Here is a 25,404-nt window from a genome sequence, read left to right as displayed (position 1 = left end):
CCATGTCTGCTGATCTCCAAGGTTCCCGCGCGCTGGTGACCGGAGCGGGCCACGGCATCGGCCGGGCCATCGCCGTCGCCCTTGCCGAGGCCGGCGCCGACGTCGCCGTCCACTACCACTCCTCCGCCGACGAGGCCGCGAAGACGGTCTCGGAGATCGAGGCGCTGGGCCGGCGGGCCAAGGCGTTCCAGGCCGATGTGACGGTGACGGCCGAGGTGGACCGCTTCGTCGAGGAGGCGACGGGCTTCCTCGGCGGCCTGGACGTCCTGGTCTGCAACGCGGGGCACCTCATCGGCCGGGCGACGATCGCCGAGATGTCCGACGACCACTTCGACCAGGTCATCTCCACCAACCTGACCTCGACGTTCCGTACCGTGCGGGCCGCTCTTCCGCATCTGACGAAGTCGTCGGCAGGGCGCGTCATCACCATGGCCTCGCTGGCCGCGCACAACGGCGGCGGCCCCGGCTCGGTCGCCTACGCGGCGGCCAAGTCCGGAGTCGTGGGATTCACCAAGGGCCTGGCCAAGGAGCTCGGCGGCAGCGGCATCACGGTGAACGCCGTGGCACCGGGCTTCATCAAGGGCACCGCCTTCCACGACACCTTCACCGCGCCCCAGGCGCAGCAGGCCATGGAGGCGGGCATCCCGGTGGGCCGGGCCGGTACCCCGCAGGACGTCGCCTCGGCCGTCGTCCACCTGGCCTCACCCGCGTCCGGCTTCCTGACCGCCACCACGCTGGACATCGACGGTGGCGTGTGGCCGCGTTGAGGCGCATCGCCCGGGAGCGGGGCGGCTGGTGGCACGCCTACGTGTGCCCGGCGCACGGTGTCGAACTGGACCACGGCGATGTCCTCGCCGGGGTCTTCCCCGAGGGCGGAGCGCGCTGTGCGTACGGCTGCCGGGTGGACAACGAGGCGGTGCGCGGTGCCTGGCTGGTGCTGTCGCACCAGGCGTGGGCGCGGCATCTGCGGGTGCTCGCCCACCGCGGCGAGCGGGCCGAGGCGGTGGCGCGGCTCGTCGAGTACGCCGGTCTGTACGAGGAGTTGGCCACCGCGCAGCACGGCGAGGCGCAGGGCTGGATGCTTCGCGGCCGGCTCTTCCACCAGGCTCTGACCGACGCGATCTGGGCGGTGAACATAGGCCACGCCGTCAGCACGCTCGCCGGGAACGGCACGGATGACCTGGCCGGGGTGGTACCGCTCCTGGACGCGCTGGAGCGGGCGGCCCTGGACGCCCGCTCCGTGCTGACCGGCAAGGGGCAGCTCGCGTCCAACTACACCGCGTGGCTCAACGCCGCCGGGGTGGCCGCCGGTCGCGGCGCCGCCGCGGCTCGCGGGCAGGAGTGGGACGGCGGAAAGGAATGGCTGGAGGGCGAGCACGGCCTGTACGCCCATCTGCGGGTCGCGGTCGCCGAGGACGGCTGGGAGTGGGAGGGCAGCACCTACTACCACGGGTTCGTGCTGCGGGCGGCGCTGCTGGCGCTGCGGTCCACCGATCCGGCGGCCGTTCCGGCCGATGTGGTGGGTGTGCTGGCCGGGATGACGGACGTGCTGGCCACGATCGCGACGCCCGGCGGCATCCTGCCCGCGCTGCACGACGGCCCGTACCTGCGCGCCCCACTGGCTCTCGAGTGGCTCGAACTGATCGCGCTCGCACAACAGTTGGTGCCCTCCACCGCGCTGGAAGCGGTGGCGGCACGGGCCCGTGCCGAGCTCGGTGACGCGGACGACGGTCTCGACCGGGAGCTGGACGGCTGGTTCGCCGGCCCGCCGCTGCCGGAGCGCCCCGCACCCGGTGCGCTCACCGTGTTCGGCGCGGCGGGCTACGGAGTGCTGCGGGTCGCGGGCATCCACGCTGTGTTGGACTTCGGCCCGCACGGCGGTTCGCACGGCCACCGGGACAAACTGTCGCTCTATCTCTACGGCGACACAACCCCTTGGCAGCCCGACCCGGGCCAGGTCCCGTACGCGCACGCCGAGTTCCGTGATCTGTACGCATCGACCGAGGCGCATCCGGCGTTCCGGGTCGACGGCGGCGAACAGGCCGAGTGCACGGGACAGCTGCTGGGCTCGGACGACCGCTCGGTGACCGCCGAGGTCACCACCGCGTACGAGGGGGTGCGCGCGGTCCGCCGGATCGTGGCGGGCGACGGCTTCCTGGTGGACCTGCTGACCGTGACCGCCGACAGGGACCGGCGCATCACCTCGCAGCTGCGTCCGGGCACCGCGCTGGACGTCCAGGTGCAGGCCGCCGGCCCGGTGCGAACCACCTGGTACGGCGACGAGACCCTGCACGGCTGGCACACGCACAGCGCCGGGCCGCCGGTGCGCCCGGTGGCCGTACCGGGGCCCGGACCGGCCGACGACCCCCAGCGGATGCGGACCCGGGTCGACTTCACCGCCGTCACCGACCGGGTCACCTTCGCCTCGGTGTACCAGGCCGCCTCGGCCGGTCCCGCGGTGAGCGACGTACGGCTTGAGGGTGACGGGCTGACGGTCCGGCTCGCCGACGGCAGCACCACACGGTTCCGATCGGAGGACTGACCCTTGTTGCTCTCGGCGACACCGCCGCCAGGACCGCGCCCCGCGCAGGAGGCCCGGCTGTACGAGGAGGCCGCCCGGCACCGCGGGACGACCCCGCCCCGCACGCACCCGCTGGCCAGCATCACCTGGCTGGGCCCCGCGGCCTCCAACCCGGCACTGGCCTACCGGGCCGGCGGCGATCCGGCACATCTGGCGGAGAGCCGGCGTTGGATCGAGGCCGCGGTGCGGCTGCCCCACTGGGGCAAGGCCCATATGCCGGACCACGACCTGGACGCCGGCTGGCTGCTGCACCATCTGTCCCTCACGTACAAGTGGATCGGCGACGAACTGCCGGACGGGGTGCGTGCGCTGCTGCGGTACAAACTGCTGCTCCAGGGGCGGCGGATGTACGAGTTCGCGGTGGCGAGCGAGGGCCGCTGGTGGTCCTCGTCGTACTGGCAGAACCACAACTGGATCTGCTACGCGGGTCTGGCGACGGCCGGGTACGTGCTGGGCAAGGAGGAGTGGACCGAACGCGCCAAGGAGAATCTCGGGACCGTCCTCGACCTGATGCCCGAGGACGGATCGCACGCCGAGGGCGTCGTGTACTGGCGCTACGGTGTGCCCTTCCTCGCCGCCCACCTGGACCTCCTGAAGGAGGCGGAGGGCATCGACTGGTGGGGCCGCGGCGGTTTCATGTCCCGCACGTTCGGTTACCGGCTGCACCAGACGGCGCCCGGTTTCGCGTTCAACGTCGACCACGGCGACTGTCACGACCGGCGCAGCGGGCACAGCGCGGGTCTCTACTACCGCCTCGCCGCGCAGTACGGCATCCCGGAGGCCCAGTGGATGGGTGATCTCGCATCGGGCGAACTGCTGTGGCAGGAAGCGGCCGAGAGCGGGGTGCGGCCGGGCATCCTGCCGGAGGCCTACCTCGAGTACCTCTGGTACGACCCGGCCGTGAAGGCGGCCCGGCCCACCGAGACCCGGGCGTTCTTCCCGGATCTCGGGCTGCTGGCCGCGCGTACGGGGTGGGACGAGGACGCCACTCTGATCTCGTTCAAGGCCAGCCCCGGTGGTGGCCACCGCGCCTGGGAGACGGCCGAGAAGCACCGGGTGGAGAAGGGCTGGGACACCCTCAATCAGGGCCACCACCACCCCGATTCGGGCTCCTTCGTGCTGATCTCGCAGGGCGGGTTCCTCGCGGTGGACGAGGGGTACAGCAACCGCAAGCGGGCCGCCCACCACAATCTGCTGCTGGTGGACGGGCAGGGGTACGCGGACGAGGACCGTTACCACGTGTACCGGGACATCCCGTTCGAGCGGCAGGCCCGGCAGCGCGATGTGCTCCTCTCCCCCGACTGCGGATGGGCGCACGCCACTGCGGAGATCGCCGCGATGTACGACCCGGCGCTCGGCGTGCGGCGGCTGGACCGGACGCTGGTGTTCACCCCGTCGGGGCGGCTGGTGCTGCTGGACCTCGCAGAGGCGGACGCGGCACGTGAGTGGACGTTCCTGCTCCAGACCGACCGGCCCACGGAGGCACTGTCCGACGGCGGCCGGCTGATCCGGTCCGGGTCGGCGTCGGCACGGGTGCGGCAGTTCGCGCCCACCGACGGCCGCACCGTCTGCGAGATCACCGAGGTGGTGGCCAACCCCACGTCCAGTACACCGGAACTGAGCCTCACCCGGACCCTGCACACCCTGCGTTCGACGACCGCCAAGTCCACCGAGGGGCTGTTCCTCACGGCGATCGACCCGGGGACGGAAACGGACGCCGCGGCGATCCGCTGCACGCAGGGGCACGGGGTGACCTTCGGTGCGGAGACCGTGCTGCTCTCCCCCGTCGACCGCCGGATCCGCACCCAGGGCGTGCGGGCCGACGCCGCGGCCGTACTGCTCACCTCCGGCGGCAGCCCCTACGTGGTGGCCGCCACCCGGCTCGAACTGGACGGCGCGGTCCTGCTCGACGTGCCGGAACCGTACACAGGAAAGGTCGGCTGACCCATGCAGGCAACTCTCTCGTCCAGCTGGCCGACGCTGCTGCGCCGGCTGGAGTTCGTGGCCTATCCGGCGGCTGCCGGGGCCGCGTTCGTCGTGCTCTCGCTGGGGGTGGTGACCTGGCTGCCCGCGCTCGCCGCCATGGCGCACGGTATCCAGCGGTGGCGGGCCGAGGGAGACAGCCACTGCTTCACCCACACCTTCGAGGCCTTCCCCCGGTACTGGCGGGCCCTGTGGCGGCACGGGCTCGCCTCCACGGTGGCGGCGGCCGTCCTGACCGCCAACATCGTGTATCTGCTCGGCCGTTCGGAGCCGTGGACGTTTGTGCTGCTCGCCGCCCAGGCGGGTATCGCGGCCGCCTTGGTCATCCACCATGTGGCGCTCGCGGCCGAGGCCGGCCGGGCGCCCGGCGGCACCGTCCGGAGCTGGACCCGTGGCGCGCTGGCGCTCGGCTTCGGCTCGGCCGCCCGGGGCACCGCGCTGCTCGGTGCGGTGGTCTCCGCCGTACTGCTCTCTCTCGTCGTACCGCTGGGGCCCCTGCTCCTCGGCCCCAGCATCCCCGTACTGCTCGCTCTGTCCTTCGCTGATCCCAGGAGGCACACCCCATGAGCCACGTACTGCGCACCGTCCTCGTCGCCGCGCTCGCCGCCGGCACCCCGCTCGCCCTCGCCCCGCCGTCGGCAGCCGCTCCGGCCGCCACCGCCTACTACGTGTCGCCGTCCGGCAGCGACACCAACTCCGGTACGTCGGCCGGATCCCCGTTCGCCACGATCCAGAAGGCGCTCGATCTGGCTCCGGCGGGCTCGGTGGTGAACCTCGCCGCCGGTACCTACCAGCAGGACGTCGTGACCGAGCGCGCCGGGGTCACCCTCACCGGCCCGTCGAACGCCGTGGTGAAGGGGGCGGGCGACGCCCGGATCATCCAGGTGCGGCACGACTCGACGACGCTGAGCGGATTCACCGTGGACGGGCTGCACGGCTCGTCCACCGATGTGTCGGGGTACCGCCTCAAGCTCATTTATGTCATGAGCACGACTCCCGGCGACGGTGTGGGCGATCTGCACATCACCGGTATGACCCTGAAGAACGCGGCCGACGAATGTCTGCGGGTGCGCTACCTGGTGACCGGCGCCGACATCTCCGACAACACCATCACCGACTGCGGCGTCGCGGACTTCAAGTTCGGTGGCGGCGGCAAGAACGGCGAGGGCATCTACCTCGGCACGGCCCCCGAGCAGCAGGGCGCGAACGGCGCCCCGGACGCGGCCCCCGACGTCAGCCGGAACAACCGCATCCACCACAACACCATCGCCACCCGTGGCAACGAGTGCGTCGACGTGAAGGAGAACTCGACGAACAACTACGTCGAGTACAACGACTGCAGCCAGCAGAAGGACTCCAGCTCCGGCGGGCTCGACGCACGCGGCAGCGGCAACATCTTCCGCTACAACACCATTCACGACAACGTCGGCGCCGGCATCAGGCTCGGCGGTGACACGGCGACCGACGGCACCGCCACCAGCATCTACGGCAACACGATCACCGGGAACGCGGGCGGCGGCATCAAGTTCATGCGCACCCCGCAGGGGCCCGTCTGCACCAACACCATGAGCGGGAACACCGGCGGCGACGCGGTGGGCACCTACGGCAGCGAGTACGCGCCGACCGGCGCGTGCCCGCAGTGACCGGGCGGGGGCCCGCCAGACGCGGGGTACTGACGGCGGCGGCCGGAGCGGCCGCCGTCATGGTGGCGGCGCCGGGTGCGCATGCCGCCGATGGAACGGGCGGCACAGCGCGCCACTCACGCTGGACGACCTCCTGGGCGACGGCTCAGACCGCGCCGACCGACACCGACCCGGTGGCGAGCGCCGGACTGACCGATGCCGTGTGCACCGCGAACGTCCGGCTGTCGGCCGGCGGACAGGTCCGGCTGTGCTACGGGCACGCCTTCGGCACGGCGCCCGTGCTGATCGGCCCGGTGACCGCGGGCGGCAGGCCCGTGACGTTCGGCGGGCAGCGGCAGGCCTGGCTCGCCTCGGGCGCCTCACTGACCAGTGACGCGGTCGCGGGCCTACGGGCAGCGGAGGCCTCCCTGCTGACCGTACGGACCGAACTTCCTGGCCCCACGGGGCCGTTGTCCTTCCACCGCAACACCCACGCCTCGCACGACGTGAACGGGGAGCGCACCACATCGGTGTACCTGCTGACGGGCGTCGAGGTGACGGGCGCGCACGGGCCGGTGATCGCGGTACTCGGCGACTCCATCGCGGAGGGCGTCGGCACCCCGGACGACTCCGATCTGCGCTGGCCCGACCGGCTGGCGAGGCGGCTGCCCGGTGCGGCGGTCGCCGATCTCGGGATCAGCGGCAACCGGGTGCTGCTGGACGACGCCCGGTTCGGTCCCGGCGGACAGGCCCGCTTCGACCGCGACGTGCTGTCTCTTCCCGGGCTGCGGACCGTCCTGATCCATCTCGGGGTCAACGACCTCCAGCAGCCGCCGGGCCAGACCGACCCCGCACTCGTCCTGGCCGGCTACCGGCAACTGGTGCTGCGCTCGCGGGACGCCGGACTGCGGGCGGTCGGCGCGACCATCGCCCCGTTCGGCGGCTGGACCCGCTGGACGCCCGAACTGGAGAGGGCGCGGCTGCGGATCAACGCGTCGGTGCGGGCCGGGCGGGTCTTCGACGCCGTGGCCGACTTCGACACGGCCCTGCGCGACCCGGACCGTCCGGAGCGGATGCTGCCCGCGTTCGACAGCGGCGACGGGCTCCACCCCAACCCTTCCGGCCATGCGGCCCTCGCCGCGGCCGTCGACCGCCGACACCTTCTGTGAGGGCAGCCCCCATGAACCCAGGCACCACCCGAGGCACCACCGGCGGCGCCACCCGCCGCACCGTCCTCGCCGGTGCGGCGGCGCTCGGCGCGGCCGCCGCACTGCCGCTCGCACACGCGGGCACCGCACGGGCCGCCGCCGCGGACCCCGTCGCCGACGCCACCGCGCTCCGCGTCCGGTGGCACACCCTGCTGACCGGCGGCCCTGACCTCGACCTGACGGACGCGCAGATCGCGGCTGCCGTGGCCAGGATCGGCAAGGCCGCGACGACCTCCGCCAACGGCCTGGACCCGACCCGTGCCGACGGGCTGTTCCCGGACCTGACCAGCACCACGCTCTCCAACCACGTCACGACGTCGTTCAAGCGCCTCGCCACGGTCGCCACCGCGTGGGCCGTGCCCGGCACCCCGCAGTTCGGCGACACCGCACTGCGCGACCTGCTGCTGGCGGGCGTCGACTGGATGCTGACCAACCGCTACGGCCCCGGCCACACCCGCTTCGACAACGACTGGGACTGGGAGATCGGGTCCGCGCTCGCGCTCAACGACACGACCGTGCTGCTGTACGACGCGCTCGGCGCCGAGCGGCTCGACCGGATCGACGCGGCCGTCCGGCACTACACGCCCGACCCGAACCTGTGGCGGGCCGACCGGCAGATCGCGACGGGCGCCAACCGGGTGTGGATCTCCACCGTCGTCGCCGTGAACGCCGTGCTCCGAGGCAGCGGCGACGACCTCGCCCGGGTCCGTGACGCTCTTTCGGACGTCGAGGGTTCGGGCGCCAACAGCGTCCTCGCCTTCAACGACGTGAGCGCGGCGGCGGAGGGAACGGGCGAGGGCTTCTACTCCGACGGCTCCTTCCTCCAGCACTACAAGCACCCGTACAACGGCGGCTACGGCAAGGAGCTCCTCAACAACCTCTCCCGGCTGCTGAACCTCCTCGCGGGCACGGCGTGGACGGTCACCGACCCGGACCTGGACAACGTCCGCGGCTGGGTCGACGAGGGCTTCGACCCACTGCTCGCGCGGGGTGACGTGATGGCGTCGGTGTGCGGGCGCGAGATCGCCCGTCCCAGCAAGCAGGGCCACGTCTCGGCGCAGACGGTCATCGAAGCGGTGGTGCGGCTGATCCCGAGCTTCCCCGGGGAAACGGCCGAGCGGTTCACGGCCCTGGTCAAGCAGTGGATCGCCGAGGACACCTACCGGGACTTCCTGACCGTCACCGATCTCGCCTCGCTCGTCGCCGCCCGGCAGGTCATCGCGTCGTCCGTGCCGGCGCGCGGTCCACTGGTCGTCCACAAGCAGCACCCGCGGATGGACAAGGCGGCCCACCACCGGCCCTCCTTCGCGCTCGGCATCTCCGCGTACTCGTCCAGGATCTACAACTACGAGTCGATCCAGAACGAGAACCTGCACGCCTGGCACCTCTCCGACGGCATGGTGCTGCTCTACACGGACGACCTCGGCCACTACAGCGAGGACTACTGGCCGACGGTCGACCCGACACGGCTGCCCGGCACCACCGTCATCGCGGGCCGCCCCGCCGACGCCGCGGGGCAGCGCACCACCAGCACCTCCGACTGGGCGGGCGGCGCCGCGCTGCCGGGGACGACGCTCGGCGCGTACGGCATGGAACTGCGGGCGTTCGGCAGTTCGCTGGAGGGCCTGAAGAGCTGGTTCTGCCTGGACGACGTCATCGCCTGTGTCGGTTCGGGCATCACCGCCGACGCAGGTACGGCGGAGACGGTCGTGGAGAACCGGAAACTGCGGGACCCGGAGGCGGCGCTGCTCGTCAACGGTGAGGCCGCCCCGGCCGGCACCGGCTGGTCGGCGACGCTGGACGACGTGCGGTGGCTGCACGTCGCGGGGACCGGCGGCTACGTCTTCCCGGAGCCCGTCACGCTGCACGGGCTGCGCGAGGACCGGACCGCGACCTGGCGCGAGATCAACCTCAAGTACGGCACGGACACCTCCGTCACCCGCCCCTACCTGACGCTGTGGCAGGACCACGGCGCGGCACCGAGCGGCGCGGGCTACTTCTGGCTCCAGGCCCCGGCGGCTTCCCCCGAGCGCACGAAGCAATGGTCCTCCGCACCCCCGGTGAGGCTGATCGCGGACTCCACCGCCGTCCACGCGGTGCGCCGCGACGCCGACGGGCTGCTCGCCGCGAACTTCTGGAGTGCGGGAACCGCGCAGGAGCTCAGCGCCGACGGGCCGGCCTCGGTCCTCGTACGCCCGCAGGACGACACCGTGACCGTCGCCGTCTCCGACCCCACCCAGCTGAGGTCCGCCGTCGTCCTCGACCTGGCGCTGCGGGGACTGAGCGTCGTCTCCGCGGACCCGGGTGTCGGCGCCGCACCGGTGAGCGGCGGCATCCGGATCACCGCCGACACCGCCGACCGCCACGGCGCAACCCTCAACCTCACCCTGAAGAGGAGCTAGAGCCTTGCTGTTCGACATGCCACTGGACCGGCTGCGCGACTACCGGCCGGAGCCGGAGGAACCGGCCGACTTCGACGCCTTCTGGGAGAAGACGCTCGCCGAGACGGCCCGGCACGGCCTGGCCGCCGAGTTCGTCCCGTACGACGCCGGATTCGCCACCGTCGACGTCTACGACGTGACGTTCGCCGGCTGGGGCGGGCAGCCCGTGAAGGCCTGGCTCATGCTGCCGCGGGTCCGCTCGGGTCCGCTGCCCGCCGTCGTGCAGTACATCGGCTACAACGGCGGCCGGGGAATCCCGTACTCCTGGCTGACCTGGAGCGCCCTGGGTTACGCGCATCTGGTCATGGACAACCGCGGCCAGGGCGGCGGCGGCAAGAACACGGCGGACACCGTGGACATCGGCCCGGACGGGAACGGCTCCTCCTCCCCCGGCTTCCTGACCCGGGGCATCGAGGACCCGTACCGGCACTACTACCGCCGGCTGATCACGGATGCGGTGCGGGCCGTAGACGCGGTGAAGGAGTTCGACGGGGTGGACGCCTCACGCGTCGCGGTGCTCGGCGGCAGCCAGGGCGGCGGCCTCGCGCTCGCCGTCGCGGGGCTGCGCGACGACGTCGTGGCGGCCGTCGCCGATGTGCCGTTCCTCTGCCACTACCGGCGGGCCTCGCAGATCACCGACGCGGGCCCGTACGCGGAGATCGCCCGGTGGCTGTCCGGGCACCGGTTCCGGATCGACGAGGCGATGGAGACCCTGTCGTACTTCGACGGGGTCAACTTCGCGGCGCGGGCCACCGCTCCGGCGTGGTTCTCGGTGGGGCTGATGGACAAGATCTGCCCGTCCTCCACGGTGTTCGCCGCCTACCACCGCTACGCGGGTCCGGCGCAGATGGAGGTGTTCACGTACAACGGCCACGAGGGCGGCGCCGAGTACGACCTGCCGCGCAAGACAGCGGCCCTGCGCGGCGCGTTCGGACAGTAGCGGATTCCGGTGTTCCCGGTCACCGGCCCAGCGCCGCCATCGCGGCGTTGTGGCCGGGCACCCCGCTGACGCCACCGCCGCGCACCGCGCCGGCCCCGCACAGCAGGACGTTGGGGTGCGCGGTCTCCACGCCCCAGCGGCCGGTCGTCGCCGTGGCGTGCGGGAAGGCGAGGTCCCGGTGGAAGATGTGACCGCCGGGCAGCCGCAGGTCCCGCTCCAGGTCCAGGGGTGTCTTCGCCTCGATGCAGGGCTCGCCGTTCGCGTCGATGGCCAGGCAGTCGGCGAGCGGCTCCTCCAGGTGGGAGTCGAGTTCGGCGAGCGTGGCCTTGAGCAGGGCGGCGCGCGTCGCCCCGTTGTCCTCGGTGAAGAGCCGGGCGGGGGTGTGCAGGCCGAAGAGGGTGAGGGTCTGGTAGCCCCGGGCCGCGAGATCGGCGCCGAGGATCGAGGGATCCGTCAGCGAGTGGCAGTAGATCTCTGACGGTGGCGCGGTGGGCAGCCGGCCCGCCGCCGCGTCTCGGTAGGCGTCGGCCAGTTGTCCGTATCCCTCGGCGATGTGGAAGGTCCCGGCGAACGCCTCGCGCGGGTCCACCGACCGGTCGCGCAGCCGGGGCAACCGGGTGAGCAGCATGTTCACCTTCAGCTGGGCCCCCTCGGCGGGCTCCGGCGGTTGCTCTCCGAGGAGGGCGGCGAGCGCCTGGGGCGAGGCGTTGACCAGGACGCGGCGTGCGCCGACGGTCCGCTCGACGCCGTCCGCGCGTACGGTCACCTCGGCGTGCGTCCCGTCGGTGTCGATGCGGACCGCCTCGTGTCCGGTGCGGATCCGTGCGCCGGCCGCGCGGGCGGCTGCGGCGAGGGCGTCGGTGAGCGCGCCCATGCCGCCGACCGGCACGTCCCAGTCTCCGGTGCCGCCGCCGATGACGTGGTAGAGGAAGCAGCGGTTCTGGAGCAGTGCGGGGTCGTGCGCGTCGGCGAAGGTGCCGATCAGCGCGTCGGTGAGCACGACGCCGCGTACGAGGTCGTCCTCGAAGTTCCGCTCGACGGCGACGCCGATGGGCTCCTCGAACAGCATCCGCCAGGTCTCCGCGTCGCCGATCCGCTCACGCAGCGCGTCCCGGGTGGGCAGCGGTTCGGTGAGGGTGGGGAAGATCCGCTCGGCGGCCTGCCCGGTGAGTCCGTAGAAGCGCTGCCATGCCTCGTACTCCCGGTCCGATCCGGTGAGGGCGGCGAACGAGTCGCGGGTGCCGTCGCCTCCGACGAGCAGCCCGGTGGCGCGCCCGTCGCGGACGGCGGGGGTGTACGAGGAGACGGTCCGTTTGCGGACCGCGAAGTCGAGGCCGAGTTCCCGGACGATCTTCGACGGCAGCAGGGACACCAGGTACGAGTAGCGCGACAGCCGGGCTTCGACACCCGCGAAGGGCCGCGTCGAGACTGCCGCTCCCCCGGTGGTGTCCAGGCGTTCCAGGACCAGGACGGACCGGCCGGCGCGGGCGAGGTAGGCGGCGGCGACGAGACCGTTGTGGCCGCCGCCCACGATGACGGCGTCATAGCTGTCGGGTTCGGGCATGCCTCTTGGTAACACGGACGACGGGCCCTGGCCAGAGCGTCGGCAGGGGTGCGCGGGTCAGGAAGCCGGGATGCCCCGCTGCTGCCGCAGGGCCGCGACCTGCCGGTACAGCTCCACCGCTTCCCTCCCCCGGCCCAGCTGTTCGAGGCAGTGCGCCTCGTCGTTGCGGCTCGCGAGTGCGTCGGGGTGGTCGGCGCCCAGCAGCCGGGTCCGCACCTCGGCGACCCGCCGGTAGACGGTGAGCGCCTCGGCCCAGCGGCCGAGCCAGCCGAGGCCGACGGCGACCTCGCGGCGGCTGACGAGGGTGTCAACGTGGTCGGGGCCCAGGACGCGTTCGCGGGTCGCGCACACCTCGCGCGACTCGGCCAGCGCCTCCTCCCAGCGGGCCAGCCGGCCCAGGTTGACGCCCAGTCCGTGGCGGGCCCGGAGGGTCTCGGGGTCGTCGGGGCCGCTGACCCTGGTCCGGTCGCCCACGAGAACGCGGTACAGCTCGAGCGCCTCGGCGCTGCGGCCGAGCCGCCCGAGGCTGATACCTACCTCGTAGCGGGCGGCGAGGGTGTCGGGGTGGTCGGCGCCCAGCACCTGCGAGCGGAGCTGGACGACCTCCCGGTAGGTCTGCAGTGCCTCGCTCCACCGGCCGAGCCGGCCCAGCGTGTAGCCGACCTCGTAGCGGGTGACCAGGGTGTCGGGGTGGGTGGCGCCGAGCAGCCGGGCACGGGACCGGGCTACGTCGCTCGCCATGCGGTAGGAGTCCTCCAGGCGCCCGAGCCTGCTGAGGTTGAACGCGAGGTTGTGGCGGCAGCGCAGGGTGTCGGGGTGGTCGGGGCCCATCGAGCGCTCCCGGGAGGCGAGGACCTCTGCGTAGATCCGGTGGGCGTCGAGGTGGCGGCCGAGCTGGCCCAGTACGTACGCCATCTCCTGACGGGCCGCGAGGGTCTCGGCGTGGTCGGGGCCGAGCGTCCTCTCCCGGCCCTGGGCGACACGGTCGAACTCCCGCAGCGCGTCCGCGGCGCGCCCGGTGCGGCTGAGGGTGAACCCCACCTCGTAGCGGCTGAGGAGCGTGTCGGGGTGGTCGGGGCCGAGCGCGTGCTCCCGTTCGGCGGCGACCGCCCTGTGCACCTCGCCCGCCTCGTCCCAGTGGCCCAGACGGCCGAGGTTGAGACCGGCGCTGTGGCGGCTGGCGAGTATGGCGAGCAGTTCGGGCGAGGGCGTGGGCCGCTCGGTCCGGGCCGGTGGGGCCGATCCGGTGCGCGGGTCGGTACCCGTGGTCCACGCACCGGTCAGACCCGCCGAGTGGTCGGGCGGTGCGAGCCCCGGCGCCAGGGCGCCCGTCGCCTTGTGTCCGCCCGTCATGCCCAGGCTCCAGGCGGGCAGCCTCGGTGCCGCCCGTCCGCCGGGGTGTTCGACCGGGGCGGGCGGCGCGAGGAGTACCTGTCCGGTGGGCTCCAGATACGGCTGGCCGCCGGTGCGGCCGACGGCGATGCGGCGGCGCAGGTCGCCCGCGTCGGCGGGTCGCTGCTCAGGGGTCTTGGCGAGCAGTTCCAGGACGACACGGTCGAAGAAGCCGGGGAGTTCGGCCCGGTGGGAACGCAGTGGCTCCGGCTGGGTGTCGCGGTGTCCGACGAGGACACCCCAGGCGTCGTCGAGGTCGAACGGCGGCGCCCCGGTGGCGATCTCGTACAGCACGCACCCCAGCGAGTAGAGGTCGCTGCGGTGGTCGATCTGGCCGCCGCTGATCTGTTCCGGCGACATGTAGTGCGGGGTGCCCATGGCGATGCCGACCCCGGTGAGACGTGAGGTGACGCCGATGTCGTGGCCGAGCCTGGCGATGCCGAAGTCGCAGATCTTCACCGTGCCGTCGGCCAGCCGCATGATGTTGGCGGGCTTGAGGTCGCGGTGCACGATGCCCTGCTGGTGGGTGTAGCCGAGGGCGTCGGCGACCTGTTCGGCGATGTCGACGACGTCGTCGACCGGCAGCGGGTGCTGCTCGTTGTCCTCCAGGAGCTGGCTGAGGTTGCGGCCGTCCAGGAGCTCCATCACGAGATAGAGCACGCCCTCGTGCTCGCCGAAGTCATGGACGACGGTGACGCCCCGGTGCTGGAGCGCGGCCGCGACCCGGGCCTCCCTGCGGAAGCGCTCGCGCAGGATGCGGGTGAAGTCCTGGTCGTGCTGAGGGCCCATCGGTTTGAGGCATTTGACGGCGACCTGACGGCCCAGGGATTCGTCGCGGGCGCGCCACACCTCGCCCATACCGCCCCGCCCGATCAGATCGAGCAGCCGGTACCGGCTCTGGATCAGCCTGGTTTCCGCCATCCCTGCTGTCGCCCCCGTCGTTCCGCCTACTGTCGCTGCGCCCTCCCCGGCCCGTCCAGTATGGCTGCCTGCCTCTTCAGTGTGTACGGGGTGGGGCGGCTGCCGGGGCCGAGTCGTGCCACCGCCTTCAGAATATGACCCGGCGGCAGCTGCCAACGCAGCCGCGACGGGATGGCCCGAAGGAGCCTTCCGGCGGTGCGCAGGTGCCGGTCGGCGATGGCCGCCCGCGGCGCGGGTCTGCCGTACAGCTCATGGGCGTACGGGGGCAGCGACTGGTAGGCGAGGGTGGCGACCCGCCGCCACAGCAGGGCGCGCACGGGCACCAGCAGGGGGTGGACGGGCGGCTTCTGCAGGAAGTCGTCGACCTCCGACGCGTCGGGCGAGAAGGCCAGTCGGTGCCGCACCCGCTCGAAGTACGCGGCCAGCTGCTCGGTGTTCGCGGGGACACCGTCCGGGTCGAGTCCGACCAGCCGGGCACTGTGGCGGTGTTCGTCGATGTACCGGTCGGCCTGCGCATCGGTGAGCGGGAAGCCGGAGCGGCGTTCGACCTGGAGGTAGGAGTCGACCTCGGCGCAGTGGACCCACAGCAGCAGTTCGGGATCGTCGACACCGTACGTCTCGCCGGTGCGCGGGTCGGTGGCCTTGAGCAGCCGGTGGATCCTGCGGACCCGGGCGCCCGCCTTCTCGGCGGCCTCGGTGGTCCCGTAGGTGATGGTGCCTACGAAGCCTGCCGTACGCATCAGCCGGCCCCAGGCGTCCTTGCGGAAATCGGAGTTCTGCATGACGCCGCGCACCGCGCGCGGGTGCAGCGCCTGGAGGTACAGGGCGCGCACCCCGGCCACCCACATCATCGGGTCGCCGTGCATCTGCCAGGTGACCGATTCGGGCCCGAAGAGGCCGGGGTCGGGTTCCGTCATGTGCTGGTACCTCCCGTAGCTCCCGCTCGGCGGCGTCATCCCCTCGTCGGGAATGAGGACCACCGCGCGTCCGTGGCGGTCTTCACAGCTTCGCGCCGAAGTCCTGCGTCCACCACGGTCCGCCGGGCCCTTGGTGGATGCCGATGCCGATGTCCTTGAAGGCGCAGTTGAGGATGTTGGCGCGGTGGCCGGGGCTGTTCATCCAGGACTCCATCACCGATGCGGGCGTCTGCTGGCCACGGGCTATGTTCTCGCCGTACGTCGACCAGCGGTATCCGGCGTCGGTGACGCGCTGTCCGGGGTCGGCGCCGTCGGGGTTGGTGTGCTCGAAGAAGTCCCGGGCGGACATGTCGTCGGAGTGGCGTTGTGCCGCGTCCGTGAGCTGTGGGTCCTCCTTGAGCGGCTCGCATCCGGCGGCCCCCCGCTCCTTGTTGACCAGGGCGACGACCTGGGCCGCGGTACTCAAGGGGGCCGGCTGCGCCGCGGGGGTGCTCGGGACCCGCGGCGTGGCGGCCGTTGTCCTCGGCGCCGGGGAGTGGCTCTTCGCCGGCTTCCGGCCCGGGGTGGCCGGGGCACTCTTCCTCGCCGTCGGCGAGGGCGACGCGGACGGTGACACGGACGGCGACGGTGACGTGGTGGCCGAGGTCTCGGGTGCGGTGAGATCGGTGACGGGCTCGGCCGACGTACGCGACGCGGCGTCGTCCTCGCTTCCGGTGCCGGGCCCGAGGGACACGTACCACAGCCCCCCGCCGGCCATGCACGCCGCCAGTACGGCGGCGCCGGCCGCCCGCCGCCGTACGGTCCGCCGGCGCCGGCGCGCATCGGCGCGTGAGGCGCCCTGCCGGCCCGCGTGTCTGCCGCCACCGGAGCGGTGCCGCCCGGCTCCGGCGGGTACCGCTCCGTCGCCCGTCGTCGCGTCGAGGGCGTACGAGGCGGCGACGGGCGCCGTCGAATCCTTCGCGGGCCACCGCGCGAGCAGTGCCACGGGCACCGCGACCAGCGCCAGCCCCGCCAGCAGGCCCTCGGCGGGCATCAGGCCGCTCCGGAGCCCGGCGCACCGCAGGCAGTCACCGGCGTGCCGGGCTATCCGCTTGCGCCAGAGTGCCGAGGGCCGGCCGTCCCACGCTGCGAGGACCCCGCGCAGTTCCTCGCACGGCGGCTGCGCGTCGAGTGCCCGCACGACGATGCGGGCCGTGTCCAGCTGCGCCTTCATCCGCTGCACCCGGACCGCCGCGTACGACGGCGAGAGTTCCAGCGCCTCGGCGACCTCGGCGCGGGTCAGCTGCCCGGCGCACTCCAGCCACCACAGCGACAGCAGTCCCCGGTCCTCCGGCTCCAGCCACCGCGTCGCACGCGCCGTCTCCTGACGCTGCCCCGACAGTTGCAGACGCATCATCGTCAGATCGACGAAGTCGGCCCTGGGGTCGGCGACCTGCCCGGCCTCCTCCAGCGTGCCCGGCGCGCCGTTGCGGCCCTGCCAGTACGCGCGGATCTGGTTCATCGCGATCGCCACCAGCCAGGAGCGGAAACTCTCCGGCGCCCGCAGACCGCCGAGCCCGTCCAGCGCTCGGAGCATGGTGTCCTGCACCACGTCGTCCACGTCCGCCGAACCGTTCAACGCCCGGCCCACGATGTTGTAGACGAGCGGGAGGTACGCGCCGGCCAGCACGTCCCTGGCCTCCGCGTCCCCCTCGCGAGCGGCGGTAACCAGCGCCACCGGGTCCACCGTGTGCTGATGGCTCATGAAGAAGTTCCCTGTCCTGTAGACCGCTGATGATGCCCGATGGCTGGGAGACCGCCGAGGGCGGCTCGGATATCAGTTATCCACGAACGGGATTTCCGGCATCCCGTGCGGACGAACGCGGCCCGCGCCCAAAGTGGGGAGGCGCCGTCACTGGCTTGTTCCCTGCTCGCCGGCCTCCCGGCGCAGGGCGGTGCGCCGCCGGGCCCGTACGACTGCCGGGCGCGCGGGAGGCACCGCGCGAACCGCTCGCGAGCACGAGTTGCCGTTCCGGCGCGCCGGCGTAGCGGAAGTGTCCCCGCCGAGGGTGAGGTCACCGACGACGGAGTGGGGGACGCCTTCGCTGCCGGCGTCCTGATGGGGGACGCGGTGTCCGGCCCAACACGGAAAGCCCGGGCTCGCCGATGAGTTCTCCGATCGTGAACGGTCCAATCAGTGACGCGACCGTTCACGACAGGAGTGCAATGTCCACCATCCAGCCCGTGATCCTTACCGCCGATCAGGACGCCCTGCGCCGGTTCTATACGGACCTGTTCGGCGCCGAGGAGACCTTCCGGGTGCCGGCGGAAGGTCCGGCCTTCTATCTCGGCCTGCGCATCGGTGACACCGACCTCGGTCTGGTGACCGAGCCGGACCCGGGGGACGGGGCAGCGCCGCGGATCCTGCTCAGCATCGGTGTCGACGACGTCGACGAGACCCTCGGCCGGGTGGAGGCGCTGGGCGGCGCGGTCAGCGGCGGCCCCAAGGACATGCCGTGGGGGCAGAGGGTCGCCCACATCCGGGACCCCGACGGCAACGCGGTGAACGTCACGCAGGCGATCCCGGCGGGGTGACGCCACCTGCGACGCGCGTCCGGAGGTCGACCCCACGGCCCCCGCCATGACGCCCCGCCCTCACCACCCCGGCAGCCCCAGTTCCCCCGCCCGCAGCCCCGCCTGGAAGCGCGACGCGGCCTGCAGCGTCACCATCAGCTCGGCCACGCGGCGGCGGTACGTCCGCAGGGAGACGCCCAACCGGCGGGCGGCCGACGCGTCGGTGAGGCCCGTGCTCAGGGCCTCCAGGATGGCGCGGGACTCCGGGTTCAGGCGCGGGGTGTCCGTCGCCAGGTACGTCGTGTAGTCCGCCGACCGGTTCCACATCGCGTCGAACAGCGAGTGGACGCCGTCGATCATGTTCTTCGAGGTCGTCACGGAGTACTCGCGGCCGGCAGGCGCCTCGCGGCCGGCGAGGATCATGACGCGGCGGTCGATGATGATCGTCTCGTGCGGGAGCTCCGCGTCGGTGATGCGCACCTGGGCACCCGCGCCCAGCACCAGCCGCAGGTGGTCCCTGGTCGCCTCGTCCGTGAGGGCCGCCGGGGTGAGCAGCTTCCGGGTCGTGAAGTCGGGGCCCGGGGTCGTCCACGTCGCCGGCCGGGGCCACGTCGTCAGGGTGCGGGCGGCGCACAGGAACTCGGTGCGGGCCGATTCGAGGAGGTGTCCGGCGCGCGCCAGCAGCTCCGCGTCGCCGTGGACCGAGAAGATCTGTTCGTTCCGCATGCCGCCAGTCTCGCAGGATTCCGCATCCCGCATCCCGCAGGTCTGGCAGCAAGCTGCCACGCGCTGGGCCGCCCCAGCCTCCACGGAGAGCATGAAGCCATGACCACCACCACTTTCGCCCTCGGCGGCGACCTCCCCGTCAACCGCCTCGGTTTCGGCGCCATGCGGTTGCCCATGAGCACGTTCGACGGCCCCGCCCGCACCCCCGAGAACGGCATCGCGGTCCTCCGGCGGGCCGTCGAGCTGGGCGTGAACCACATCGACACCGCCGCCTTCTACGCCCGGGGCGACGTCCGCGCCAACGAACTGATCCGCGAGGCGCTCACCCCCTACCCCGAGGACCTGGTCATCGCGACCAAGGTCGGCCCGCTCCGCGGCGCCGACGGCATGCCCAGCGGCCAGGCCACCCCCGACCAGCTGCGCGGCCTCGTCGAGGCGGACCTGCACGCCCTCGGCGTCGACCGGCTCGACGTCGTCAACCTCCGCGTCGGCGGAATGAGCGGCCCCGGCGACGAGTCCGTCGCCGAGCGGTTCGCCGTGCTCGCCGGGCTCCAGCAGGAGGGCCTCATCCGGCACCTGGGCGTCAGCAACATCGACGCCGCGCAGCTCGCGGAGGCGCGGTCCGTCGCGCCCGTCGCCTGCGTGCAGAATCCGTACGCCGACGACCTGGCGCTCCTCGCGGAGTGCGAGGCGGCGGGCATCGCGTACGTGCCGTTCTTCCTGCTCGGCGGCGGACGCGAGCCGCTGGACACACGGCGCCTGGAGAAGGTCGCGGCCCGGCTGGAGGCGACCGTCGCGCAGGTACAGCTCGCCCTGCTGCTCGCCTCGTCGCCGGTCATGCTCGCGATCCCCGGCACCGGGAACCTCGCGCACCTGGAAGAGAACATGGCCGCCCGCGACCTCACACTCACGGACGACGACCTGGCCGAGCTACGCGGCTGACGCGGCCCGGTCGACCCACGACGGGTCCGCCATCAGGGCCTCCGGCTCGTCGACCGGGCGCGCCGTGTGGAAGCCGTCCGCCGCCGCGTGGTGGATCTGTACGGCGAGCGGGAGCAGGGCCCGGCCTTCGCGTTCCACGTAGCGCCCCAGCGTGAAGACCGGCGCCAAGTGGTCGTGGCGCACACCGGGAGCCGCAGTCCGGTCCGGCGGGTCGTCGCCGCGACCGCTCCGGACGCCCGTGCCGACCAGCAGCCCGCATGGGCGTCCGGGTACCGCGGCTATGCCCGCCGTTCCGCCTCCCACGAGGTATCCACGGGGACGTTCCAGCCCCGCAGCATGGCCAGGATCTCCGCACGTGTCCTGGGACCGGCGAACCGGAAGGCGCGATCGAGCACTTCCCTGCTCTCCAGGAGGGGTTCCACGAAGGTGAAGTACGCCGTCTCCACCAGTTCGCCCCCCGGACTCTCCTCCAGGCCCTCGATGAAATCGAAGCAGCGCGCGAGGAATTCCTCGTCCGCCACGTCCATCTCGGCGGACTCCATCCTGGGCTGGAACAGCGGATGGGCGAGGACTTCGGAAAGCAGCGTCCCGGGGTGGGTGTTGACCTGGTCCCAGTGGGTCACCTGGGATGCCCGCCTGCCGTGCCGCCGGGCCGCCGTCTCAAGGTACGGCTCCACTTCCGGCAGCAGCCGGACGAGCTGCCCGACCAGATCCCGGGAAGAAATTCCCTGCATGTGTCCGTACTCCTTCGTCTCGCGCAAAATACCGCACGGCCGGCCGGGAGGGATTCCCGGCCGGCCGTGCACGTTCCTCCGGTGTTCTTCGCGGGATCGGCCCGGTGTCAGATCACCGGCACGACCACGTAGCAGTCGCCGAAGAGCGCGCATCCCGCGCCCTGCCCGTCGGGGATCATGTCGAGCGGGTCCGTGAGCGATTCCGTGAGCTTCTTCGTGGCTTCCTCGAACCCGTAGTTGTAGACGTCCGTCGGATACTGCGCGGCGCTGGCGGCGCCGCCCACCACCCCGAACGCCTTGGCGAAGCCACGCCCCTGCACCCGTTCACCGGTGGGCGCGGCCCGCTGCGGGGCCTTCGGGTGCAGGTTCTCGGGGATCGCGAACTTCTGGCCGGTGACCTCGCTCATCGACTCCGACGAGATGACGGTCTTGATGAGTTTGGAAAGCGTCTTCGCGAAGGCCGGTGTCGCCTTCACGTTCTTCGTCACCTGACCGGCCACGTCGTTCGCGTTGATGGCCGTCCACAGTTCCTTCGACTCGTTGAGCGCGACCTTGCGGTCGGAATCGGAGAGAATCCCCTTCCCGGTGCTCTCCTTCGCCTTCCGGTCGTCCTCCAGCAGATCCCGCAGACCGCCCAGTTTCGCCGTGGCCTTCTCGATGTGCCACTTCGTCCCGTCGCCGCCGAACGCCTTTCCCTCGTTCAGCTCCTCGATCAGGGCGGTGGCCGTCTTGCCGTCGCCCACCACGTCCGAGTCCGCGACCTGCGGCCGGATGTACAGCTCCTTGATGATCCTTTCGAGGCGCTCGTTCTGGACGGCCGGCACGTGCGCGCGCTTCTTGTCCATCCCCGGGTTGGGGTTCTTCTTCGGCTTGGAAGGCTTGGGCTTGCTCCGGATGAGCTTTCCGCCCGAGCACTTCTCGGGGTTCTTGTTGCAGTAGTCCCTTTCGTCCGGGTCGTACTTCCCCGAGGGGTCGCTGCGCCGCAGCGGATTGCTGTGCGCGTACGCGTAGCCGTTCAGCTGTTGCGGGTCCGACGGGTCGACCACCGGGTCGGCGCTGATGAAGCGGCCCGTGCCCGGTTCGTACTCCCGGGCTCCGAGGTGGGTGAGGCCGGTGGAGTCCTGCGTGCCGCCGACGAAGCCCTTGGTCCCCGGCCAGCTCCCGGTGGGAGGCGTGGTGCCACGTGGTTCACCGAAGGGCATGTTCCGGCGCTGGACCATGGTCTGGGTGGTCGCGTCGACGGCGAGTTCACCGGTGCCGTGGTGGTCCGCGACGACGAAGGAGAGCGAGCCGTTGTCCTGCCGTACGGCGCTCGCCCCGCCGAGGTCGTAGTACCGCCGGGCCGTCGTTCTGCCGGTGGCCTTGGTCCAGGTGATCTCCGTGGCGCCCAGGTACAGCGTCGAGGTGTTGCCGGGGCCGTGGCTGATCAGCCGCTTGCCGTCGGCGTCGTACAGGTAGGAGGTGACCGACGAACCCTCGGTGACCGAGGCGAGGTTGCCCTCGGAGTCCCAGGCGAACGACTGCTTCGCCGCACCGCTCGGGGTACGGGACTCGGTGCCGCCGCCGGGCTCGTAGGTGTACGTGTCCTTGCCGGTGACGGCGCCGGCGGAGGTGACCGACGTCAGGGTGTTCGGCTGGCCCTTTCCGTTCTCGTCGTAGCGGTAGGTGCGCTTGGTGTCCCGGGAGGAGTTCAGGGCGGTGTCGTGCGCGGTGTCGGTGTCGCGGTTCCCGGCCGCCGTGTAGGTGTACGACTGCCAGTACGGCGCGGGTCCGCCGAGCGCGGTCGCGCCGGGCGCGGGCGCGCAGTCACCGGCCGGTGTCCACGCCTCGGTCAGCCGCTGGAGGTAGTCGTAGTGGAAGCACTGCCTGTCCGTGCCCTGCCGTGAGGCGTCGGTGACGGACGTGACGTTGCCCGAGTCGTCGTATGCGTAGGTGGCCGCCCGGTCGACACCCTCGACGCCTTCGCGTTCGGTGCGGCTGGTGGAGAGCCGCTGGGTGCCCGGCTCGTAGGTGTTGTTGATCCAGATCCGCTTGCCCGCGCTGCCCAGCTCCAGCTCCTCCAGCTTCCCGGTGAGGCTGTAGCGGGCGCCGCCGATGTAGGTGCTGAGCCCTTCGGACTTCACCACGCGCTGGAGCGCGTCGTAGGTCGGCGCCACCACCTCGGCGGGCAGGCTCCCGGCCGCCGGGTAGCTGGCGGACTTGACGGTCCCGTCCAGGTTGTAGCCGGTGGTGGTCTGGTAGCTGACGCCCGAGGTGCCGCCGAGGCCGGGCTCCGAGGCCGGGACCGACACGGTGGTGCGCAGCGGCCGGTACAGGTTGTCGTACGCGTCGATCGTCTGCGTGTACTTCGCGCCGTCGGCGCCGCCCACGTAGCGGGTGGAGCTGCTGAGGTAGCCCTTGCGCACGGTGTCGAAGGTCCAGGACGCGAGCAGCGGGCCCGTGGTGGAGTTCTCCCGGGTCTCGGTGTGCCGGCCGAGCCGGTCGTAGACGAAGGCGATCTTCTTCTGACGGCCGTCGGTCGCGGTGGTGACCCGGTCAGCGTCGTCGTACGTCGTCCGGATGGTGCCGGAATCCGGGTCGGTAGACGTGAGCTGGTGCCCGAGCAGGTCGTAGGTGTACGAGCGGACCGTCTTGTCCGGGGCGGTGACCTTCGTGAGGCGGCCGGCGCTGTCGTACTCGTACAGCGTCCTGTCGAAGGCGCCGGTCGGCGCCGATCCGTGGAACTCGTGCAGCTCCTTGACCCGTCCCGCCGCGTCGAGCACCGTCTCGGTCGCGGTGGTGCCGGTCGGCGGGTTGACGGTGACCAGGTCGGCGCTGTGGGTGGTCGTGGTGCGTGACAGTTCGGCACCCACCCCGTTGCCCTGGAGCGTCTTGGTCACGGTCGGGCGGCCCAGGCCGTCGTACTCGTTGACGGTCTGGGTGTCCACGGCACCCTGCGCGGTCACGCCGAAGAGCTTGGCCTCCGGTGCGCCGGTGGTGTAGTACGGCGCGTAGGTCCGCTCGACCAGGCCGCGCTCGTCGTAGAACGTGTCGTCGACCAGCCGGCCGCCGTCCGGGCCGACTGACTGCGACTGCCGGGGCCGCAGCCAGCCGTCGTAGAGGATGTACGACGCCGTCTGGCTGCCGTCGTTCTTCAGCTTCTTGGCGACGACCGCGGCGATGGACCCCTCCGCGATCAGGTAGCTGTACTCCAGACTGGGCGTCGGGCTGGACGCCTTGGGCCGGTTGGCGAGCCAGGCCTTGGTGAGCCGGCCCAGCGCGTCGAACTGCGCTTCGCTGCGCTTGCCGTTGGCGTCCACCGTGGTGGTGGGCTGCGAGCGGACGCCGTCGAACTCGGTCACCACGGACTGCGCGCTGGAGGCGGTGCCCGCGACCAGTTCGGTACCGGTCACGGTGAAGCTGCCGGGCTTGGTGGCCGTCGCCGGTGTGAAGACGGTCGTGCTGCTGGAACCGGTCGAGTCGGAGGTCGACTTCACCCGCCCGTAGCTGTCGTACGCCGTGTTCTTGGAACGGTAGGCGGGTGTCGTGCCGGTGTAGCCGGTCAGCTCCTCCTGCTTGGTGAGCAGGCCCCGGGTCGGAGTCGCGCCGAAGGCCAGATTGTCGTAGGTGTTGCGCTTGCGGGAGAGCAGGTGCGCGGGGTAGGTGACGCCGGTACCGCATGCCACGTCGAGGACCTCGACCTGCTTGGGCAGGGCCCGCAGCCAGGTGGTGGCGTTGTCGGCGTACGAGGTGATCGTGCACTCCTCGTCGCCTGTGGCCGCCTCACCGAGGTCGCTGTCCTCGACGACACGTCCCAGGTCGTCGTACTTCGTGGCGGTGGAGGTCTCCTGCCAACTGCCGTCGTGCTTGCGGTCCCAGGTGCGGGTGGCGGCGGTGCCGGTCAGGTTCGCGGTGACGGTGCCCCAGTCCCGTACCCTCTTGGCGGTCTCCTTGCGCCACGGGGTGCTCACGGTCCTGCTCTCCACCGTGCCGCCCGGCGCGGTGTAGTCGATCGTCTTGAACTCGGTGCCCTGAAAGGCCTCGTGGTCCTGGATGCTGCCGCCCTCGCCGTCGGACACGGTCACCGGCCTGGTCCCGCCCGCTGAGTTCTTGCGGTCGCCGTCCATGCCCCGCAGGAACCAGTGCTCGGACAGCGAGCGCATGCCGTCCCAGCCTCCGGACTGCACCTGGACCCGGCCGTAGCCGTTCCACTGGGACCAGGTCTTGTACTTCTCCTTGGTCAGCCCGTCGTCGTCCGCGTAGTGCCAGGCGGCGCCGCCGAGATAGGCGTACTTGGTGACCATGTCGTCACTGCCGCCGGTGCGGTCGGTCGCGGTGACCTGGGTGACGACGTACTTGTTGAACCACTCCTGAACGGGGTCGGGCGCACCGGCGGGCTGCCAGTACTGCGGGAAGCAGCGCGTGGTGTTGGTCTCCGGCACCGGCAGCGCGGTGAAGTCGCAGTCGGGTTCCGAGTAGGCGACGTCGATCGAACCGCCCGACTCGTCCGAGACGTTGGCGAGCCGGTACTTGATGAAGGGTGCTATGCCGTCACCGAGCCGGTCGAGGCGGTTGGGCCCCTGTTTGTAGCCGAAGGTCACCTTGGGCAGGGTGATCGAGGGGGTGGCGGCCAGGCCGGTGTGCTGAATCGACTCCAGGAGCAGGGAGCGGTCGATGTCGGCGTCGCCCCACTTCTGGGTGAACGCCCAGGCATCGGCGTCCGCGTAGCCGCCCGAGGGCTGGAGCACCTGGGTGGTGACCTTGGTGAGCCGCTTGCGGGACCAGAAGGACGGGGCGAAACGCCCCTTGTCGCAGTCGGTGCCCGCCTTGCAGTTCAGATACCAGGGTGTGTCCTCCCAGCGCGTGGCGTTCTTCTCGATCTCCGCGGGGGCGCAGGCGGC

18 protein-coding genes are annotated in these 25,404 nt (G+C 71.9%); 10 read left to right on the top strand and 8 right to left on the bottom strand.

Translation table 11 applies throughout. The annotated features are described in order from the left end of the window. Positions 1-2 precede the first annotated feature (2 nt). Genes ACFVJX_RS00515 through ACFVJX_RS00480 form a run of 8 tightly spaced genes read left to right on the top strand, consistent with a single transcriptional unit; the run spans position 3 to position 10,775 of the window. Positions 3-767: an SDR family NAD(P)-dependent oxidoreductase gene (locus ACFVJX_RS00515; protein ID WP_384123694.1), complete on the top strand. Its 765-nt coding sequence runs from the start codon at positions 3-5 to the stop codon at positions 765-767. Beyond that, a complete protein-coding gene (locus ACFVJX_RS00510; RefSeq protein ID WP_384123696.1) occupies positions 755-2,542 on the top strand; it encodes a heparinase II/III family protein in 1,788 nt (595 codons plus the stop codon). Before ACFVJX_RS00515 ends, ACFVJX_RS00510 begins: the two co-directional genes overlap by 13 nt. Before the next feature lie 3 nt (positions 2,543-2,545). Beyond that, on the top strand, positions 2,546-4,525 hold the full coding sequence (locus ACFVJX_RS00505) for a hypothetical protein (RefSeq protein ID WP_384123698.1): 1,980 nt from the start codon (positions 2,546-2,548) through the stop codon (positions 4,523-4,525). A 3-nt stretch (positions 4,526-4,528) separates the two neighbouring features. Further along, entirely contained in the window at positions 4,529-5,131 is a 603-nt protein-coding gene (locus tag ACFVJX_RS00500; protein ID WP_384123700.1) for a DUF624 domain-containing protein, read from the top strand. Next, on the top strand, positions 5,128-6,207 hold the full coding sequence (locus ACFVJX_RS00495) for a DUF1565 domain-containing protein (RefSeq protein WP_384123702.1): 1,080 nt from the start codon (positions 5,128-5,130) through the stop codon (positions 6,205-6,207). The genes ACFVJX_RS00500 and ACFVJX_RS00495 overlap by 4 nt, the downstream gene beginning before the upstream one ends. Further along, positions 6,195-7,355, top strand: a complete 1,161-nt coding sequence (locus tag ACFVJX_RS00490) for a GDSL-type esterase/lipase family protein (protein ID WP_384123704.1) — start codon at positions 6,195-6,197, stop codon at positions 7,353-7,355. Before ACFVJX_RS00495 ends, ACFVJX_RS00490 begins: the two co-directional genes overlap by 13 nt. A gap of 11 nt (positions 7,356-7,366) precedes the next feature. Next, positions 7,367-9,796, top strand: coding sequence for a polysaccharide lyase 8 family protein (locus ACFVJX_RS00485; protein ID WP_384123706.1), 2,430 nt, complete (start codon positions 7,367-7,369; stop codon positions 9,794-9,796). A gap of 4 nt (positions 9,797-9,800) precedes the next feature. After that, positions 9,801-10,775 (top strand): acetylxylan esterase, encoded by a 975-nt coding sequence (locus ACFVJX_RS00480; protein ID WP_384123708.1) that lies wholly within the window; start codon positions 9,801-9,803, stop codon positions 10,773-10,775. Between the two features lie 19 nt (positions 10,776-10,794). Here the strand turns inward: ACFVJX_RS00480 and ACFVJX_RS00475 are convergent, their stop codons facing one another. The 4 genes from ACFVJX_RS00475 to ACFVJX_RS00460 all read right to left on the bottom strand — a co-directional run bounded on the left by ACFVJX_RS00475 (position 10,795) and on the right by ACFVJX_RS00460 (position 17,313). Next, positions 10,795-12,339 carry a phytoene desaturase family protein gene (locus tag ACFVJX_RS00475; RefSeq protein ID WP_384123710.1) on the bottom strand — a complete coding sequence of 515 codons (1,545 nt, stop codon included), beginning with the start codon at positions 12,337-12,339 and terminating at the stop codon, positions 10,795-10,797. A 57-nt stretch (positions 12,340-12,396) separates the two neighbouring features. After that, positions 12,397-14,652 (bottom strand): tetratricopeptide repeat protein, encoded by a 2,256-nt coding sequence (locus tag ACFVJX_RS00470; RefSeq protein WP_384123712.1) that lies wholly within the window; start codon positions 14,650-14,652, stop codon positions 12,397-12,399. A gap of 26 nt (positions 14,653-14,678) precedes the next feature. Beyond that, positions 14,679-15,569 carry an oxygenase MpaB family protein gene (locus ACFVJX_RS00465; protein ID WP_384123714.1) on the bottom strand — a complete coding sequence of 297 codons (891 nt, stop codon included), beginning with the start codon at positions 15,567-15,569 and terminating at the stop codon, positions 14,679-14,681. A gap of 82 nt (positions 15,570-15,651) precedes the next feature. Continuing rightward, complete coding sequence (locus ACFVJX_RS00460) at positions 15,652-17,313, bottom strand: sigma-70 family RNA polymerase sigma factor (protein ID WP_384123716.1); 1,662 nt, start codon at positions 17,311-17,313, stop codon at positions 15,652-15,654. Between the two features lie 461 nt (positions 17,314-17,774). On the opposite strand from ACFVJX_RS00460, the gene ACFVJX_RS00455 reads away from it, so the two are divergent. Continuing rightward, on the top strand, positions 17,775-18,143 hold the full coding sequence (locus tag ACFVJX_RS00455; protein ID WP_384123718.1) for a VOC family protein: 369 nt from the start codon (positions 17,775-17,777) through the stop codon (positions 18,141-18,143). 60 nt (positions 18,144-18,203) lie between these two features. On the opposite strand, the gene ACFVJX_RS00450 is transcribed toward ACFVJX_RS00455, so the two are convergent. Next, the gene (locus ACFVJX_RS00450; RefSeq protein ID WP_384123720.1) at positions 18,204-18,848 is read right to left on the bottom strand and encodes a DNA-binding response regulator; all 645 of its coding nucleotides are present in this window, start codon (positions 18,846-18,848) and stop codon (positions 18,204-18,206) included. A gap of 99 nt (positions 18,849-18,947) precedes the next feature. Between ACFVJX_RS00450 and ACFVJX_RS00445 the strand changes: the two genes are divergently transcribed. Next, complete coding sequence (locus tag ACFVJX_RS00445; RefSeq protein ID WP_384123722.1) at positions 18,948-19,790, top strand: oxidoreductase; 843 nt, start codon at positions 18,948-18,950, stop codon at positions 19,788-19,790. On the opposite strand, the gene ACFVJX_RS00440 is transcribed toward ACFVJX_RS00445, so the two are convergent. The 3 genes from ACFVJX_RS00440 to ACFVJX_RS00430 all read right to left on the bottom strand — a co-directional run bounded on the left by ACFVJX_RS00440 (position 19,779) and on the right by ACFVJX_RS00430 (position 24,630). Continuing rightward, positions 19,779-20,093 carry a CatA-like O-acetyltransferase gene (locus ACFVJX_RS00440; RefSeq protein WP_384123724.1) on the bottom strand — a complete coding sequence of 105 codons (315 nt, stop codon included), beginning with the start codon at positions 20,091-20,093 and terminating at the stop codon, positions 19,779-19,781. The two genes, ACFVJX_RS00445 and ACFVJX_RS00440, sit on opposite strands and share 12 nt — an antisense overlap. Beyond that, on the bottom strand, positions 20,069-20,524 hold the full coding sequence (locus ACFVJX_RS00435; RefSeq protein ID WP_384123726.1) for a hypothetical protein: 456 nt from the start codon (positions 20,522-20,524) through the stop codon (positions 20,069-20,071). Before ACFVJX_RS00435 ends, ACFVJX_RS00440 begins: the two co-directional genes overlap by 25 nt. A gap of 107 nt (positions 20,525-20,631) precedes the next feature. Continuing rightward, the gene (locus tag ACFVJX_RS00430) at positions 20,632-24,630 is read right to left on the bottom strand and encodes an RHS repeat domain-containing protein (protein WP_385743506.1); all 3,999 of its coding nucleotides are present in this window, start codon (positions 24,628-24,630) and stop codon (positions 20,632-20,634) included. Positions 24,631-25,404: the final 774 nt, after the last annotated feature.

The organism is Streptomyces sp. NPDC127177 (assembly GCF_042672475.1).
Taxonomy (GTDB): domain Bacteria; phylum Actinomycetota; class Actinomycetes; order Streptomycetales; family Streptomycetaceae; genus Streptomyces.
This window is presented reverse-complemented; position numbering and strand designations above follow the sequence as displayed.